General features: G+C 65.9%; 12 protein-coding genes and 1 pseudogene. 5 read left to right on the plus strand and 8 right to left on the minus strand.

Features of this window, described 5'->3' with window-relative positions; translation table 11 throughout:
- Positions 1 to 8: 8 nt before the first annotated feature.
- Positions 9 to 398, minus strand: coding sequence for a c-type cytochrome (locus QP552_RS08595; RefSeq protein WP_286075579.1), 390 nt, complete (start codon positions 396 to 398; stop codon positions 9 to 11).
- Between the two features lie 205 nt (positions 399 to 603).
- Here QP552_RS08595 and QP552_RS08600 point away from each other — a divergent pair, with 205 nt between their 5' ends.
- From QP552_RS08600 to QP552_RS08610, 3 genes and pseudogenes are all read left to right on the plus strand, one after another.
- Positions 604 to 1755 (plus strand): MexH family multidrug efflux RND transporter periplasmic adaptor subunit, encoded by a 1152-nt coding sequence (locus QP552_RS08600; RefSeq protein WP_021204157.1) that lies wholly within the window; start codon positions 604 to 606, stop codon positions 1753 to 1755.
- 62 nt (positions 1756 to 1817) lie between these two features.
- Positions 1818 to 5273, plus strand: a pseudogene (locus QP552_RS08605) (efflux RND transporter permease subunit); the annotation flags it as partial.
- Positions 5270 to 8350 (plus strand): efflux RND transporter permease subunit, encoded by a 3081-nt coding sequence (locus QP552_RS08610; protein ID WP_286075581.1) that lies wholly within the window; start codon positions 5270 to 5272, stop codon positions 8348 to 8350. The pseudogene QP552_RS08605 and the gene QP552_RS08610, both read left to right, overlap by 4 nt.
- An 85-nt stretch (positions 8351 to 8435) precedes the next feature.
- Here QP552_RS08610 and QP552_RS08615 read toward each other — a convergent pair whose 3' ends face one another.
- From QP552_RS08615 to ykgO, 7 genes are all read right to left on the minus strand, one after another.
- Positions 8436 to 9281, minus strand: a complete 846-nt coding sequence (locus QP552_RS08615) for a phytanoyl-CoA dioxygenase family protein (RefSeq protein ID WP_286075583.1) — start codon at positions 9279 to 9281, stop codon at positions 8436 to 8438.
- Positions 9282 to 9343: 62 nt separating this feature from the next.
- Positions 9344 to 10576 carry a TraB/GumN family protein gene (locus tag QP552_RS08620; RefSeq protein ID WP_286075584.1) on the minus strand — a complete coding sequence of 411 codons (1233 nt, stop codon included), beginning with the start codon at positions 10574 to 10576 and terminating at the stop codon, positions 9344 to 9346.
- A complete protein-coding gene (locus QP552_RS08625; protein WP_106550995.1) occupies positions 10569 to 11099 on the minus strand; it encodes a GNAT family N-acetyltransferase in 531 nt (176 codons plus the stop codon). Before QP552_RS08625 ends, QP552_RS08620 begins: the two co-directional genes overlap by 8 nt.
- Before the next feature lie 13 nt (positions 11100 to 11112).
- Positions 11113 to 12000 (minus strand): carbon-nitrogen hydrolase, encoded by an 888-nt coding sequence (locus tag QP552_RS08630; protein ID WP_005409280.1) that lies wholly within the window; start codon positions 11998 to 12000, stop codon positions 11113 to 11115.
- A 165-nt stretch (positions 12001 to 12165) separates the two neighbouring features.
- The gene (locus QP552_RS08635; protein WP_286075585.1) at positions 12166 to 13203 is read right to left on the minus strand and encodes an agmatine deiminase family protein; all 1038 of its coding nucleotides are present in this window, start codon (positions 13201 to 13203) and stop codon (positions 12166 to 12168) included.
- Between the two features lie 39 nt (positions 13204 to 13242).
- Complete coding sequence (locus QP552_RS08640; RefSeq protein ID WP_258179566.1) at positions 13243 to 13542, minus strand: hypothetical protein; 300 nt, start codon at positions 13540 to 13542, stop codon at positions 13243 to 13245.
- Between the two features lie 176 nt (positions 13543 to 13718).
- Complete coding sequence (gene ykgO, locus QP552_RS08645; protein WP_005409283.1) at positions 13719 to 13844, minus strand: type B 50S ribosomal protein L36; 126 nt, start codon at positions 13842 to 13844, stop codon at positions 13719 to 13721.
- A gap of 197 nt (positions 13845 to 14041) precedes the next feature.
- On the opposite strand from ykgO, the gene cmk reads away from it, so the two are divergent.
- Positions 14042 to 14719, plus strand: coding sequence for a (d)CMP kinase (cmk, locus tag QP552_RS08650; RefSeq protein WP_286075586.1), 678 nt, complete (start codon positions 14042 to 14044; stop codon positions 14717 to 14719).
- Between the two features lie 198 nt (positions 14720 to 14917).
- Entirely contained in the window at positions 14918 to 16603 is a 1686-nt protein-coding gene (rpsA, locus tag QP552_RS08655; RefSeq protein ID WP_005409285.1) for a 30S ribosomal protein S1, read from the plus strand.
- Positions 16604 to 16652: the final 49 nt, after the last annotated feature.

A 16652-nucleotide genomic window follows, 5' to 3' on the forward strand; every position in this document is an offset into this window, starting at 1 on the left:
GGCGGGCCTTACTTGACGGTGGACAGGTAAACAGAGAGATCGGCGATCTCCTGTTCGCTGAAGCTCATCGACTGCGCCTGCATCGTCGGATGCCGGCGCTTGCCCTGGCGGTACTCGGTCAGGGCCTGGGCCAGGTACTGCTGGGTCTGGCCGCCGATCTTCGGCACCCGGTAGCTGGGGTAGGCGTTCTTGTAGCCGGTGATGCCGTGGCACCCCTGGCAGGTGTAGGCCAGCACGCGGCCATTGTCGAAGTTGCCGGTGGGCGCGGCAGGCGCCGGCGTAGCGGCAGCAGCCGGGGCCGGAGCGGGTGTGGCAGGAGCAGGAGCGGGCTGTGCGGCGGCCCCAAGGGGCAGGAGGACGGCCAGAGCGAGACAAGCGGCGAGCGGCTGCGGGCGCATGGTGTCGTTTCCGGGGATTCGGGTCTGGTCGTTCCGGCGTGGGGTACGGAACGACCCGAGTATAGCCTCAGGTTTCATCTAGCTGAAATGGGGTCGGTCCGACCGATGGCGTGAAGGCACCATGACCTTTGGGATATGGTGTGGCCGTGAAGTGGTGCATTACTTTGCTACCACACCTGTCCACGCATCCTCCAGGGACCTGACGATGTCGCACCCAACCTTCCTGTCCGGCCGTCGCAGCGGAATCTGTGCCGCCGCACTGCTGATCTCCACCTCCCTGCTGCTGGGCGGTTGCGCCGCAGGGCCCAATTCCGAAGCCAAGGCCGCCGAGACCAAGGAGGAGAAGAAGGTCGACGCGGTGCCGGTCGAAGTGGCGGTGGCCAGCCACCGTGCGGTCGCGGCCAGCTACACCGGAACCGCTGCGCTGGAGCCGCGCGCCGAATCGCAGGTGGTCGCCAAGACCTCGGGCGTGGCGCTGGCGGTGCTGGTCGAGGAAGGCCAGCGGGTGACCGCTGGCCAGCCGCTGGTACGCCTGGACCCGGATCGCGCACGCCTGGCTGTTGCCCAGAGCGAAGCGCAGATGCGCAAGCTGGAAAACAACTACCAGCGCGCCCAGAAACTGGTTGGCCAGCAGATGGTCAGTGCCGCCGATGTCGACCAGCTGCGCTTTGATCTGGAAAACGTCCGCGCGCAGTACCGCCTGGCGACGCTGGAACTGTCCTACACCACGGTGGTGGCGCCGATCTCCGGCGTGATCGCCTCGCGCTCGATCAAGACCGGCAATTTCGTGCAGATCAACACGCCGATCTTCCGCATCGTCGACAACTCGCGCCTGGAAGCCACCCTCAACGTGCCCGAGCGCGAACTGGCCACGCTGCGTGCCGGCCAGCCGGTAACGTTGGCCGCCGATGCACTGCCGGGCCAGAGCTTCACCGGCACCGTCGACCGCATCGCGCCGGTGGTGGATTCGGGCAGCGGCACGTTTCGCGTGGTCAGTGCCTTCGATGGCGCCGCCCATGCGCTGCAGCCCGGCATGTTCGGGCGCATCCGCATCGATTACGACCAGCGTGCCGATGCGCTTGTGGTGCCGCGCCTGGCGCTGCTCGACGACGGTGAGCCGGCGGTGTTCCGGGTGCGCGAAGGCAAGGTCGCACGCGTTCCGGTCAAGCTGGGTTACGCCGAGGGCCCGTGGGTGGAGATCCGTGATGGCCTGGCGGCCGGTGATCAGGTGGTCACCGCCGGCAAGGTCGCGCTGCGCGACGGTACCGCGGTGCAGGTGATCGCCGATCCGAAGGCAAAGGCGAAGACGGTTGCAGCGGCCGCCAAGCCGGCGGACAAGGCCGGGAGCAAGCAATGACCGCCCCGGGCCACGACCACGGTGCCTCGCCGGCGAGCGACGGCGCCGCCGCCGGCATGCGCGGCGGCCTGGTGGAATTCGCCACCCGCCGCCGCGTGACCATCGCCATGTGCACGGTCACCCTGCTGCTGTTCGGCCTGATCGCGCTGGGCAACCTCAAGGTCAACCTGCTGCCTGACCTGAGCTACCCGACGCTGACCGTGCGCACCGAGTACACCGGTGCGGCGCCGACCGAAATCGAAACCCTGATCACCCAGCCGGTCGAAGAAGCGGTGGGCGTGGTCAAGAACCTGCGCAAGCTGAAGTCGGTCTCGCGCACCGGCCAGAGCGACGTGGTGCTGGAATTCGCCTGGGGCACCAACATGGACCAGGCCAGCCTGGAGGTGCGCGACAAGATGGAAGCGCTGAACCTGCCACTGGAGGCCAAGGCCCCGGTGCTGCTGCGCTTCAATCCGTCCACCGAGCCGATCATGCGCCTGGTGCTGTCGAGCAAGGACGCGCCGGCCACCGATGCCGATGCGATCCGCGAGCTGACCGGCCTGCGCCGCTATGCCGATGAAGACCTGAAAAAGAAGCTGGAGCCGGTCACCGGCGTGGCGGCGGTCAAGGTCGGTGGCGGCCTGGAAGACGAGATCCAGGTCGACATCGACCAGCAGAAGCTGGCGCAGCTGAACCTGCCGATCGACACCGTCATCAAGCGCCTGAAGGACGAGAACATCAACATCTCCGGCGGTCGCCTGGAGGAGGGGTCGCAGCGCTTCCTGGTACGCACCGTCAACCAGTTCGCCGACCTGGAGGAGATCCGCAACCTGCTGGTCACCACCCAGGCGTCGAACGGCAGCGCGGCCGACTCGGCGCTGCAGCAGATGTTCAACATCGCCGCGTCGACCGGTTCGGCGGCCGCCATCGCGGCGGCCTCGGCGGCGCAGAGCGCATCGTCCGGCGGTGGCTCCAGCGTGGTCGCCAATGGTGTGCCGGTGCGCCTGAAGGATGTGGCCACCGTGCGCCAGGGCTACAAGGAACGCGAAGCGGTGATCCGCCTGGGCGGCAAGGAATCGGTTGAACTGGCCATCTACAAGGAAGGCGATGCCAACACCGTGTCCACCGCCGAAGCGCTGCGCAAGCGCCTGGAGCAGATCAAGGGCACGTTCCCGTCCGATGTCGAGATGACCACCATCGAGGACCAGTCGCGCTTCATCGAGCACGCCATCGCCGACGTCAAGAAGGATGCAGTGATCGGCGGCCTGTTGGCGATCCTGATCATCTTCCTGTTCCTGCGTGATGGCTGGAGCACGTTCGTGATCAGCCTGTCGCTGCCGGTCTCGATCATCGCCACGTTCTTCTTCATGGGCCAGCTCGGCCTGAGCCTGAACGTGATGTCGCTGGGCGGCCTGGCACTGGCCACCGGCCTGGTGGTGGACGATTCGATCGTGGTGCTGGAGAGCATCGCCAAGGCCCGCGAGCGCGGCCTCGGCATCCTGCAGGCGGCGATTGCCGGTACCCGCGAAGTGAGCATGGCGGTGGTCGCCTCGACCCTGACCACCATCGCGGTGTTCCTGCCGCTGGTGTTCGTCGACGGCATCGCCGGCCAGCTGTTCCGCGACCAGGCACTGACCGTGGCGATCGCCATTGCGATCTCGCTGCTGGTGTCGATGACACTGATCCCGATGCTGAGCTCGCTGAAGGGACGGCCGCCGCTGGCGTTCCCGGAAGAGGCGCCGAACGAGCCGTGGCAGCCACAGAACCGCTGGCAGAAGCCGGTGGCACTGGGCCGTCGTGGTGCCGTCGCAACCGTGCGCTGGAGCTTCTATGCACTGGCCTGGCTGGTCGTGCGGGCGTGGCGTGGCGTAGTGGCGGTGGTCGGCCCGGTGATGCGCAAGGCCAGCGACCTGGCAATGAAGCCCTACGCCGGTGCGGAGCGCGGCTACCTGCGCCTGCTGCCGAGCGCGCTGGCCCATCCGGGCAAGGTGCTGGGCGTGGCCACGATCATCTTCGTGGCGACCATGGCGCTGGTGCCGATGCTCGGTGCCGACCTGATCCCGCAGCTGGCACAGGACCGCTTCGAAATGACGGTGAAGCTGCCGGCCGGCACGCCGCTGAAGCAGACCGATGCGCTGGTGCGCGAGCTGCAGCTGGCCCACGGCAACGGCGAGGGCGTGGCGTCGCTGTACGGCGTCAGTGGCAGCGGCACCCGTCTGGATGCCAGCCCGACCGAGAGCGGCGAGAACATCGGCAAGCTGACCGTGGTGATGGAAGGCGGTGGCAACGCGCGTACCGAAGCGGAGATCACCGAGCGCCTGCGTGACACCATGGGCCAGCATCCAGGCGCACAGGTCGACTTCGCGCGGCCGGCGTTGTTCAGCTTCTCCACGCCGCTGGAAATCGAGCTGCGCGGGCAGGACATGGCGACGCTGGAAGTGGCTGGCCAGCGCCTGGCGGCGATGCTGCGTGGCAATGCGCACTACGCCGACGTGAAGTCGACGGTGGAAGAGGGCTTCCCGGAAATCCAGATCCGCTTCGACCAGGAGCGCGCCGGTGCACTGGGCCTGACCACCCGACAGATCGCCGATGTGGTGGTGAAGAAGGTGCGCGGCGACGTAGCCACCCGCTACAGCTTCCGTGACCGCAAGATCGACGTGCTGGTGCGTGCCCAGGAGGGCGACCGCGCCAGCGTGGAGAGCATCCGCCGGCTGATCGTCAATCCGGGCAGCACCCGCCCGGTCACGCTGGACGCGGTGGCCGACGTGGTCGCCACCACCGGCCCCAGCGAGATCCATCGCGCCGACCAGACCCGCGTGGCTGTGGTCTCGGCCAACCTGCGTGACATCGATCTGGGCGCCGCCATGCGCGAAGTGCAGCAGATGGTGGCCGAACAACCGCTGGGCGCAGGCGTCGGCCTGCATATCGGCGGCCAGGGTGAGGAGCTGGCGCAGGCGGCGAAGTCGCTGATCTTCGCCTTCGGCCTGGCGATCTTCCTGGTCTACCTGGTGATGGCCTCGCAGTTCGAGTCGCTGCTGCATCCGTTCGTGATCCTGTTCACCATCCCGCTGGCACTGGTCGGCGCGATCCTGGCACTGATGCTGACCGGCAAGCCCATCTCGGTGGTGGTGTTCATCGGCCTGATCCTGCTGGTCGGCCTGGTCACCAAGAACGCGATCATCCTGATCGACAAGGTCAACCAGCTGCGCGAGGCCGGCGTGGCCAAGCACGAAGCACTGGTGGAAGGTGCGCGCTCGCGCCTGCGGCCGATCATCATGACCACGCTGTGCACGCTGTTCGGCTTCCTGCCGCTGGCGGTGGCGATGGGCGAGGGTGCCGAAGTACGCGCACCGATGGCGATCACCGTGATCGGTGGCCTGCTGGTGTCGACCCTGCTGACCCTGCTGGTGATCCCGGTGGTGTACGACCTGATGGATCGCCGCGGTGATGCCTATTACCGCGAGCGTGGCCGAAAGCACGCCGGTGAGATCGAGCCGGGTGCGGCGGGCAGCGCGGCGGGCGCGGAGGAACCGGCATGAGTGTTGCCGAGTTCTCCATCCGGCGCCCGGTCACCACCATCATGTGTTTCGTGTCACTGGTGGTGATCGGCCTGATCGCTTCGTTCCGGCTGCCGCTGGAAGCGCTGCCGGACATCTCCGCGCCGTTCCTGTTCGTGCAGATCCCGTACACCGGTTCGACACCGGAGGAAGTGGAGCGGACCATCATCCGCCCGGTGGAGGAATCGCTGGCGACGATGACCGGCATCAAGCGCATGCGCTCGTCGGCCACCTCCGAAGCGGCGTTGATCTTCATCGAGTTCAGCGACTGGGACCGCGACATCGCCATCGCCGCCTCCGATGCACGCGAGCGCATCGATGCGATCCGCAGCGACCTGCCCGATGACCTGCAGCGCTACAACGTGTTCAAGTGGTCCAGCAGCGACCAGCCGGTGCTGAAGGTGCGCCTGGCCAGCACCACCGACCTGACCACCGCGTACGACATGCTCGACCGCGAGTTCAAGCGGCGCATCGAGCGTATCCCCGGTGTGGCCCGCGTCGACATCACCGGCGCGCCGCCGAACGAAGTCGAGATTGCCATCGACCCGAACCGGCTCAACGCGCACGGCCTGAGCATCAATGAGCTGAGCGAGCGCCTGCGCACGCTGAACTTCTCGATCTCGGCCGGACAGATCGACGACAACGGCCAGCGCGTGCGCGTGCAGCCGGTGGGCGAGATCACCGACCTGCAGGAAATGCGCGACCTGGTGATCAACGCCAAGGGCCTGCGCCTGGGCGACATCGCCGACGTGCGCCTGAAGCCGGCGCGGATGAACTACGGGCGGCGCCTGGACGGCAACCCTGCGGTCGGCCTGGACATCTTCAAGGAGCGCAGTGCCAACCTGGTGGAGGTGTCGCGCGCGGCGCTGGCGGAGGTTGAAGCGATCCGCGCCGAAGCATCGATGCGCGACGTGCAGATCAAGGTGATCGACAACCAGGGCAAGGCGGTAACCTCCTCGCTGCTGGAGCTGGCCGAGGCCGGTGCGGTGGGCCTGATCCTGTCGATCACGGTGCTGTTCTTCTTCCTGCGCCATTGGCCGTCCACGCTGATGGTGACCCTGGCCATTCCGATCTGCTTCACCATCACCCTGGGTTTCATGTACTTCGTCGGGGTGACGCTGAACATCCTGACCATGATGGGCCTGCTGCTGGCCGTGGGCATGCTGGTCGACAACGCCGTGGTGGTGGTGGAGAGCATCTACCAGGAGCGCGAGCGCATGCCCGGGCAGCCGCGGCTGGCCTCGATCATCGGCACCCGCAACGTGGCCATCGCGCTCAGCGCCGGTACGCTGTGCCACTGCATCGTGTTCGTGCCGAACCTGTTCGGCGAGACCAACAACATCAGCATCTTCATGGCGCAGATCGCGATCACCATCTCGGTCTCGCTGCTGGCCTCGTGGCTGGTTGCGGTCAGCCTGATCCCGATGCTGTCCGCGCGCATGGCCACGCCCAAGCTGGTGCACTCGCAGACCGGCCTGATCGCGCGGCTGCAGCGCCGCTACGCCAGGCTGCTGGACTGGTCGCTGCACCATCGTGGCTGGAGCCTGCTCGGCATTCTGCTTGTCGTGCTGGTCAGCCTGGTACCGATGAAGCTGACCAAGATCGACATGTTCGGTGGTGACGGCGGCAAGGACATCTTCATCGGCTACATGTGGAAGGGCGCCTACACCTACCGGCAGATGTCCGAGGAAGTGGCGCGGGTGGAGAACTGGATCGATGCCAACCGTGAACGCCTGCACGTCAAGCAGGTCTATTCCTGGTACAGCGAGCAGGAAGGCAGCTCGACCGTGGTCACCCTGGACGAGAAGTACGCCAAGGACATCAAGGCACTGCAGGAAGAACTACGCAAGGGCCTGCCGAAGTCGGCGCGTACCGACTACTTCGTCGGCAACCAGGGCGGCGATGGCGGTGGTGGCGGCAACCAGGGCGTGCAGGTGCAGCTGGTCGGCGATTCCAGTTCGATGCTGCAGGAGATCGGCCAGGAAGTGGTGCCGCTGCTGGCCCAGCGCGCCGAGCTGCGCGACGTGCGCATCGACAACGGCGAGAAGGGCGGCGAACTGAAGGTGCGCGTTGACCGCGAACGTGCGGCGGCGTTCGGCTTCAACGCCGAACAGGTGGCCAGCTTCGTCGGCCTGGCGCTGCGCGGTGCGCCGATGCGCGAGTTCCGCCGTGGCGACAACGAAGTGCCGGTGTGGGTGCGTTTCGCCGGTGCCGAGCAGAGCAGCCCGGAAGACCTGGCCGGTTTCAGCGTGCGTACCGGCGATGGCCGCAGCGTGCCGCTGCTGAGCCTGGTTACCGTTGATGTCGGTTCGTCAGCCACCCAGATCGGCCGCACCAACCGCCAGACCACGCTGACCATCAAGGCCAACCTGGCCGAAAAGGTCACCGCACCGGATGGCCGCAAGGCGATGGAGTCGGTGCTCAAGCCGATGAACTTCCCGGCCGGCTATGGCTACACCTTCGATGGCGGCGATTACGGCAATGATGACGAGGCGATGCAGCAGATGGTGTTCAACCTGCTGATCGCGCTGGTGATGATCTACGTGGTGATGGCGGCGGTGTTCGAGTCGCTGCTGTTCCCGGCGGCGATCATGAGCGGCGTGCTGTTCTCGATCTTCGGCGTTTTCTGGCTGTTCTGGATCACTGGCACTTCGTTCGGGATCATGTCCTTCATCGGCATCCTGGTGCTGATGGGCGTGGTGGTGAACAACGGCATCGTGATGATCGAGCACATCAACAACCTGCGGCGCGGTGGCATGGGACGCACGCAGGCGCTGGTGGAGGGCTCACGCGAGCGATTGCGCCCGATCATGATGACGATGGGCACGGCGATCCTGGCGATGGTGCCGATCTCGTTGACCAATACGCAGATGTTCGGCAACGGCCCGGAGTACGCACCGATGGCGCGCGCGATTGCCGGCGGCCTGGCGTTCTCGACGGTGGTCAGCCTGCTGTTCCTGCCGACGATCTACGCGGTGCTGGATGACCTGCGCAATGCCGTGACGCGGCTGATCCGCCGCGCGCGCGGTCTGGAGGTCGTGGCGGGGACCGCGGTGTAGTGGTCGAGCTTGCTCGGCCGTAATGCGCGACAACGTGTTGTGGTGTGGGGGAGGCCGGTCGTAGTGGGGCGGCCTCCCCCTTTTTTCAGGCGCGTCGCAGGAACCAGGTGCGCCGTGTGTATTCGTGGCCAAAATCGACCTGGCCGAAGCGGGCGATTTCACGGTCTCCCCGCCGGTAGTAGCGCCAAGGTGCCTTGCTTTGTGCGGGCTTGGCGCCGTAGAACACGTCCATGTGGCCAACCGGCATTGATTTGGGGGTGACGTGCATGACGACGCTGCGGCGGGTGCCGACGGACGAGTGGGGCGCACCACCATGGAACAGCTGCGGGTGCCATACGATCACGTCGCCCGGCTGCATATGCACCGGCTGCGCCTGTAGCCCGGCCTCTTCGCATTGGCGCGCCACTGCATCCTGGTAGGCGGCCCAGCCTTCGCCCGACATCGGGCTGACTGGCCCATCACCAAACACCTGGTGGCGCAGCGCCTGGACGTCGATGGCGGGCAGCAGATGGCTGCCCGGCACCACAAGCAGGGGGCCGTTGCTGTCGTCTACCGCATCCAGCGCGGTCCAGACGCCCAGATAGCGTTCGCCGGGCGAAGTGCAGAACATCGGTGTGTCACGGTGCAGCGGCTGTTCCGAGCCGCGCTCGTAATAAAGGCTGGTGTAGAGGGCGGTCTGCTCGCCAAGGAAGCGATCACAGACTTCGATCGCTCGATTCTCGGTGAGCAGGCGGGTGATTGCATCCACGACAAGATGCAGATTGACAACTCTGTACAGGCGCTGCTGCTCGTCCAGGTTGCGCCCGACCGCGCCGGGGTTACGCACCTTGAAACGATCGATGCGCTGGTTGATGTCCTGTACCAACTCAGGCGCGATGGATTGGCGGATTACGACATAGCCATCGCGCATCAAGTCGTCGAATGCTTCCATTGCCTGCCCTCATCCTTAAAGGAGTTGAGTATAGCGGGCCTGCGCCGATGCGAAGAGCTGGGTTATCCCGCCACCTTGCCCCAAACCTTGAACGTGGTGAGCCACAGACCGAGCATGCTGCCGATGTTGGTCAGCATGAAGGTCAGCACCACGCGGGTGACGCGGTTGCGGTACCAGCCCTTCAGACTCTGCGCATCGTCGCGCAGTTTCAGGAAGTCCTCGTAGGCCGGCTTGCGCAGGCGCGCTTCCACCAGCGCCGAGAACGCGCCGGTGGGGATGCTCAGGCGGAACGGCTTGAACGGGGCCACCGCGATCGCGGTGAGGATGCTCAGCGGATGGCCGCCGGCCAGCAGGCAGCCCAGGCCCGCCAGGCCGCCGGTGTACATCGCCCAGGTTGCCAGCAGTTCGGTACCCACGCCGAGGCCGCCTCGGTAGAAGCCCACGCCGATGCCGGTCGCCACGATGGCCAGGATGCCCAGCGTGAACCACGGGATGTTGCGCTTCTTCGGTACCGCTTCCAGTTCGGCACGCAGTGGCGCCGGTGCTTCGGTGTCGGTTTCCAGGTAGCGCGCCAGGCCTGCAAGGTGACCTGCACCGACAACCGCCAGCACTTCACGCTGCTGCGGGTTGTGTTCCTCGCGCAGGCGCGTGGCCATGTAGCGGTCGCGCTCGCCGATGATGGTCTCGTACAGCGCCGGGCTCTCGCTGGCGAACTCGCCGAAGCTCGACTCCAGCATGTCGCCCTGCTTGAGCTTCTCGATCTCGTTTTCGCCCACTTCCTCGGACGAGAACAGGCCGGCACCAAGGCCGGCGACCAGCTTCAGCTTGCCGAAGAAACCCAGCCGCTGCGAGGCGCGGCGGAAGGTCAGGCCGACCTCGCGGTCGATCAGGTGCACCGGCAGGTTGCGCTCGCGGGCCAGTTCCACTGCGCGCTTCAGTTCCGCGCCGGGCTCGATGTCCAGCTGTTCGGCCAGGCGGCGCTGGTAGGCGGACAGGGCCAGGTTGGCGGCGAACAGGGCGACGCGGCCCTTGCGGATCACCTCGACCAGGTCGAGCTTGGCCAGCGTGTCTGGATCACTCAGTGCCTGCAGGCGCTGCGCGTCAAGCTCGACGGCCACCGCATCGAAACGGCCGCTGTCGATGGCTTTCTCCACCGCCTCGACGCTGGCACGCGAAACGTGGGCAGTGCCCAGCAGGGTGTAGCGCACGCCGTCGCGTTCGACGACGCGCACCGGCTGGCCGGCGAACAGATCGTCGCCGGTCTCGGGAAGGGTTTCGGTCATGGGTTCATTCATTGGAAGGTGCGGTGTCGGCGCCGTCGCCGAGCGCGCGCTGCATCTGCACGGTATCCAGCCAGCGGCCGTGCTTGCGGCCGAGGCCACGGAACACGCCGACCAGCTCGAAGCCGAAGCGTTCGTGCAGCTTGATTGAAGCGGTATTGGTGGGTTCGCCGATCACCGCCACCATCTGCCGGTAGCCACGCGTCACGCAGGCGTCGATCAGGGCCTGCAGCAGGCCGGTGCCGACGCCCTTGCCCTGGAAGCCGGCATCGACGTAGACCGAGTTTTCCACGGTCCACTGGTAGGCGACGCGGGTGCGGTAGGTGTTGGCATAGGCATAGCCGGCCACCTGGCCGTCGATCTCGGCGACCAGGTAGGGGAAGCCGCGATCGACGATGTCGCGCATGCGGCGCAGCATCTCGGTCGCGTCCGGGATGTCGTACTCGTAGGTGTTGACGAAGTCGGTCACTTCCACCGCATAGATCGCGGTGATCGCGTCGATGTCGGCCGGGCCGGCATCACGGATGAGGACGGCCATGCGCGGCTCCGGCTCAGTCGATGTAGCGCTTGAGCAGGTCACCGTACGCGTCGATGCGACGGTCGCGCAGGAACGGCCAGATGCGGCGCACGTGCTCGCTGCGCTGCAGGTCGACATCGCACAGCAGAACCGTGGCATCAGTGCCGGCTTCGGCCAGGAACTCGCCCTGCGGGCCCAGCACGTGACTGTTGCCCCAGAACTGGATGCCCGACGCACCCAGCGGCGATGCCTCGTGGCCGACGCGGTTGCAGCTCAGCACCGGCAGACCATTGGCCACAGCGTGGCCGCGGTGGCTCAGCACCCAGGCGTCGCGCTGGCGGGTCTTCTCGTCCTGGACGTCGTCCGGGTCCCAGCCGATCGCGGTCGGGTACAGCAGCAGTTCGGCACCGGCCAGCGCCATCAGGCGCGCCGCTTCCGGGTACCACTGGTCCCAGCACACCAGCACGCCAAGGCGACCCACCGAGGTATCGATCGGCTTGAAGCCGATGTCGCCCGGGGTGAAGTAGAACTTTTCGTAGAAGCCCGGATCGTCCGGGATATGCATCTTGCGGTACTTGCCGAGCAGCGTGCCGTCCTTCTCGAACACCACGGCGGTGTTGTGGTACAGGCCGGCGGCGCGGCGTTCGAACAGCGAGCCGACCAGCACCACGCCATGCTTCTTGGCCAGAGCGCCCAGACGCTCGGTGCTCGGGCCCGGAATCGGCTCGGCCAGGTCGAACTCGTCCACCGATTCGTGCTGGCAGAAGTACGGGCCGTTGTGCAGTTCCTGCAGCAGCACCAGTTTCGCGCCCTGCGCAGCCGCCTCGGCCACGCGTGCTTCGATCACCGCCAGGTTGGCGGCGGCATCACCGTGGTTGCGCTCCTGGATCAGGGCGACGGTAAGGGGGCTGCGCGAGTTCATGCGGGGCGTTCCTGCGGGGGAAAACCTGCATGTTAGCGCGGATGGACGGCGACGGCGTGTCGCGCGCTGAATGGGTGCACGCAACCGGTAGCGCCGGGCCATGCCCGGCGGATTTTCCAGATGCGGCAGCGTTCGCCGGGCATGGCCCGGCGCTGCCGGTTCGGCTTACGCCTTCAACAGCCCTGCCGGCAGCTGCATGGTGATGCAGTGCAGGCTGCCGTTCTGCCAGATCAGCGAGCGGCAGGGTACCTGCACGATCTCGCGGCCCGGGTGCGCCTGCGCCAGCACGTCGCGGGCCAGGTCGTCGGCCGGATCGCCGTAGGCCGGCATCAGCACCGCGCCATTGACGATCAGGTAGTTGGCATAGGAGGCGGCCAGGCGGCGGCCCTCGTCGATCACCGGCTGTGCCCACGGCAGCGGGAACAGGCGGTACGGCTGGCCATCCTTGGTGCGCAGCGCGGCCAGTTCGTTGCCCATCGCCTGCAGCTCGGCGTAGTGCGAGTCGCTCTCGTCGTCGCAGGCCTGATAGACGATGCTGTCAGCCGAAGCGAAGCGGGCGAGGGTATCGATATGCGCGTCGGTGTCGTCGCCTTCCAGGTAGCCGTGGTCCAGCCACAGCACGCGGTCCTGCTGCAGCCAGTCGGCCAGGTCGGCGCTCAGGCAGTCGCGGTCGCGGTCGGGGTGGCGCTCGTGCAGGCACTTCCAGGTGGTCAGCAGGGTGCCTTCGCCGTCGGTTTCGATGCCGCCGCCTTCCAGCGCGAACGGGATGCTGCGCACCGGCGCGTCGTTGAACACGCCGGCCTGGTCCAGCACGCCCACCAGCTGGTCATCCAGGGTGGCGTCGAACTTGCCGCCCCAGCCGGTGAAGCGGAAGTCCAGCAGCTGGAAGCCGCCGTCGGCACGGCGCAGGGTGATCGGGCCGGAGTCGCGCAGCCAGGTGTCGTCGTAGGCCGCCGTGGTGAAGTGGACCTTGTCCATGTCGATGCGGTTGGAGCGCAGCCGCATCTCGGCGTAGGTCTCCACATCATCGTCGGCCACGCAGATCAGCACCGGCTGGAAGCGGGTGATGGCCGCGACCAGGGCGATGTAGGTCTCTTCCACCTGGCCCAGGCGGTCAGCCCAGTCAGTATCGGCGGTGGGCCAGGCAATCAGGACGCCACTCTGGGCTTCCCACTCGGCAGGAAAACGAAGGGTCTGGTTCATGGTCTCGCTACACAGGCCCGCCCATGGCGGGTAAAGGGATCAACGGATCGGCGGCTTCGGGCCGATTTCGTTCGGGTCCGCCTGGTTGGCCACCACGTCGATCACCTTCTGCTTCTCGAAGTAGACGGTGAACTGCGGGTACACCCAGCGGTTGATGGTCGGCCATTGCCGTTTCTGCCCGCCGCGCGGCTGCAGCTGCTCGCTCGGCGCGCCGAACTGCGCCTGCACCTGCTGCATGCTCTGGCCGCGCACGGGCAGGGCACCGGCCGGCTTCTCGCGGGCGCGGTCGACAAGCAGGGTATCGGCCAGCGCCGGCGTGGCGGCGACCAGCGTGGCCATCACGGCCAGGACAGACAGGTAACGCTTCATCTCGATCTACTCCCCAGTGGTCAAGAAAGGCGATTACAGCAAAAACGGCAGGAAAAAGCCGCATAAACAAAAAACCGCCCGAAGGCGGTTTCTTGCATCGGGTCGGCCCCGCGTAGGGCCAGCCGCAGCCGCGAGGGCTGTTGGGCTTAGCGCTGACGCGCCTTGAAACGCGGGTTCGACTTGCAGATGACGAAGATCTTGCCGCGACGACGGACGACCTTGCAGTCGCGGTGACGGGCCTTCGCCGACTTCAGGGAGGACAGGACTTTCATGGCATACCTCGGCGTAAACAGTAGTTGTTCGGGTGGAGCGTGGCCGCGATATGCGAAAGACAATCGGCAGTTGACGCTCGTTCAAGCCCGCCATTCTACCGGGCTTTTTGTCGATGTTTCAAGTGGTTGCGCGAAAGTCGCCGCGCGGGCCCCCGGGCAGGGGCTAGAATGACCCCTTCATACGCTCTGGGAACCCCATGAATCCACTCGCCCCCGTCCTGACCATCGACGGCCCTTCCGGGGCCGGCAAGGGTACCATCAGCCGCATCATCGCGCGCCGGATGGGCTGGCATTACCTGGATTCGGGCGCGCTGTACCGTGCAGTGGGCGTGGCCGCGAGCTGGGCAGACATCGACACCTCCGACGCCTCGGCGCTGGTGCGCTGCACTTTCGACACCCATGTTCAGTTTGTTGAACAGGGTGAGTCGATGCGGGTCATGGTCAACGGCACCGATGCCACCGACGAGCTGCGCCTGGAGACCACTGGCGCCCTGGCCTCGGCCATTGCCGCCATTCCCGAGGTGCGCGCGGCCCTGAAGGAGCGCCAGCGCGCATTCAGGGAGCTGCCCGGCCTGGTCGCCGACGGTCGTGACATGGGCACGGTGATCTTCAAGGACGCCCCCTGCAAGGTCTTCCTGACCGCCAGTGCCGAGGAGCGCGCCGAGCGCCGGCATAAGCAGTTGAAAGACAAGGGGGTTTCTGTTAACTTTGATGACCTCCTGCGCGAGATCATGGCCCGCGACGCCCGTGATGCTCAGCGTACCGTGGCGCCCCTGAAGCCGGCAGACGATGCTGTCCTCATCGACACCACAGGCATCGGCATCGATGATGTCGTTGCCCGAGTGATGGATCTGCTTCCGGTTCCGGCTGCCTGATCCGTTCGCGCGGGAGCACTGCCAGCTGCATCGGTGGTGGTCGCGCAAAGCAGTGCTGTACCAGCTCCGTCGCGCAATGATGCGTGGCGGTTTTCCTACTACACACGACCTGCGTTTCCGGGGTCGACCAACAGGCGGGCGGTCGCCATTCCCCTGAAGGGGACGCCACCGACCCATGTGTCCAACAGAGTAAATCTAATGACCGAATCATTTGCCGAACTGTTTGAAGCCAGCCAGGCCAACCTGGCCAAGCTGAAGCCGGGCGCCATCGTCAGCGGTACCGTTGTTGAAGTCCGCGGCGACGTCGTGGTGATCAACGCTGGCCTGAAGTCCGAAGGCATCGTGCCGATCGAACAGTTCCGTAACGACGCTGGCGAAATCGACGTCGCCGAAGGCGACATCGTCAAGGTCGCCCTCGACTCGATCGAGAACGGCTTCGGCGAAACCGTCCTGTCGCGCGAGAAGGCCAAGCGCGCGATGGTGTGGGACGAGCTGGAAGAAGCGTTGGAAAAGAACGAAACCATCACCGGCCGCATCAGCGGCAAGGTCAAGGGTGGTTTCACCGTGGACATCAAGGATGTCCGCGCCTTCCTGCCGGGTTCCCTGGTCGATGTGCGCCCGGTGCGCGATCCGGCCTACCTGGAAGGCAAGGAACTCGAGTTCAAGCTCATCAAGCTGGACCGCAAGCGTAACAACGTCGTGGTCTCGCGCCGCGCTGTCGTCGAAAGCGAGCACTCGGAAGAGCGCGAGCAGCTGATGGACAAGCTGCAGGAAGGCGCGATCCTGAAGGGTGTCGTCAAGAACCTGACCGATTACGGCGCGTTCGTGGACCTGGGCGGTATCGACGGCCTGCTGCACATCACCGACATGGCGTGGAAGCGCGTGCGTCACCCGTCGGAAGTCGTGAACGTCGGCGACGAGCTGGACGTCCGCGTGCTGAAGTTCGACCGCGAGCGCAACCGCGTTTCGCTGGGCCTGAAGCAGCTGGGCGAGGATCCGTGGGACAACATCGGCCGTCGTTACCCGGCCAACAGCCGCGTCTTCGGCAAGGTCTCCAACGTCACCGATTACGGTGCATTCGTTGAGATCGAGCCGGGCGTCGAAGGCCTGGTGCACGTCTCCGAGATGGATTGGACCAACAAGAACGTCAACCCGTCCAAGGTTGTCCAGGTTGGTGATGAAGTCGAAGTGATGGTGCTGGACGTCGATGAAGAGCGTCGCCGTATCTCGCTGGGCATGAAGCAGGTTGCCGCCAATCCGTGGGAAACCTTCGCTGCCACCCACAAGAAGGGTGACAAGGTGTCGGGCCAGATCAAGTCGATCACCGACTTCGGCATCTTCATCGGCCTGGACGGCGGCATCGACGGCCTGGTCCACCTGTCCGACATCAGCTGGAACACCACCGGCGAAGACGTCGTTCGCAACTTCAAGAAGGGCGATACCCTGGACGCCGTCGTCCTGGCTGTCGATCCGGAGCGCGAGCGCATCTCCCTGGGCGTGAAGCAGTTGGAGCAGGATCCGTTCGGCCAGTACATGGCTGCCAATCCGAAGGGCTCCAAGGTTGAAGGCGTGGTGAAGGAAGTCGACGCCAAGGGCGCGATCATCGAGCTGGCTGACGGCATCGAGGGTTACGTTTCGGCTCGCGACATCGCCAACGAGCGCGTTGACGATGCTACCCAGCACCTGAAGGTCGGCGACAAGATCGAAGCCAAGTTCGTGGGCATGGACCGCAAGGGCCGTACCCTGCAGCTGTCGATCAAGGCCAAGGACGACGCGGAAATGCGCGAAGTGCTGGAGGAATACCAGTCCTCTTCGGCTTCCAGCGGCACCACCCAGCTGGGCGCGCTGCTGCGTGCACAGCTGAACGGCAACAAGTCCGAGTAATCGGCCTTACGCTGTTTGTTGTTTCCTGGACGGCCCGGGCTTCTGCCCG

It is taken from the genome of Stenotrophomonas sp. 59 (assembly GCF_030291095.1).
GTDB lineage: Bacteria > Pseudomonadota > Gammaproteobacteria > Xanthomonadales > Xanthomonadaceae > Stenotrophomonas > Stenotrophomonas maltophilia_Q.

Coding starts and splice junctions, on each gene's coding strand:
- QP552_RS08635 (WP_286075585.1), bottom strand. CDS start 13,203: ATGAACCAGACCCTTCGTTTTCCTGCCGAGTGGGAAGCCCAGAGTGGC.
- QP552_RS08615 (WP_286075583.1), bottom strand. CDS start 9,281: ATGGAAGCATTCGACGACTTGATGCGCGATGGCTATGTCGTAATCCGC.
- QP552_RS08625 (WP_106550995.1), bottom strand. CDS start 11,099: ATGGCCGTCCTCATCCGTGATGCCGGCCCGGCCGACATCGACGCGATC.
- QP552_RS08600 (WP_021204157.1), top strand. CDS start 604: ATGTCGCACCCAACCTTCCTGTCCGGCCGTCGCAGCGGAATCTGTGCC.
- QP552_RS08640 (WP_258179566.1), bottom strand. CDS start 13,542: ATGGCCACGCTGGTCGCCGCCACGCCGGCGCTGGCCGATACCCTGCTT.
- QP552_RS08620 (WP_286075584.1), bottom strand. CDS start 10,576: ATGAATGAACCCATGACCGAAACCCTTCCCGAGACCGGCGACGATCTG.
- rpsA (WP_005409285.1), top strand. CDS start 14,918: ATGACCGAATCATTTGCCGAACTGTTTGAAGCCAGCCAGGCCAACCTG.
- QP552_RS08610 (WP_286075581.1), top strand. CDS start 5,270: ATGAGTGTTGCCGAGTTCTCCATCCGGCGCCCGGTCACCACCATCATG.
- ykgO (WP_005409283.1), bottom strand. CDS start 13,844: ATGAAAGTCCTGTCCTCCCTGAAGTCGGCGAAGGCCCGTCACCGCGAC.
- QP552_RS08595 (WP_286075579.1), bottom strand. CDS start 398: ATGCGCCCGCAGCCGCTCGCCGCTTGTCTCGCTCTGGCCGTCCTCCTG.
- QP552_RS08630 (WP_005409280.1), bottom strand. CDS start 12,000: ATGAACTCGCGCAGCCCCCTTACCGTCGCCCTGATCCAGGAGCGCAAC.
- cmk (WP_286075586.1), top strand. CDS start 14,042: ATGAATCCACTCGCCCCCGTCCTGACCATCGACGGCCCTTCCGGGGCC.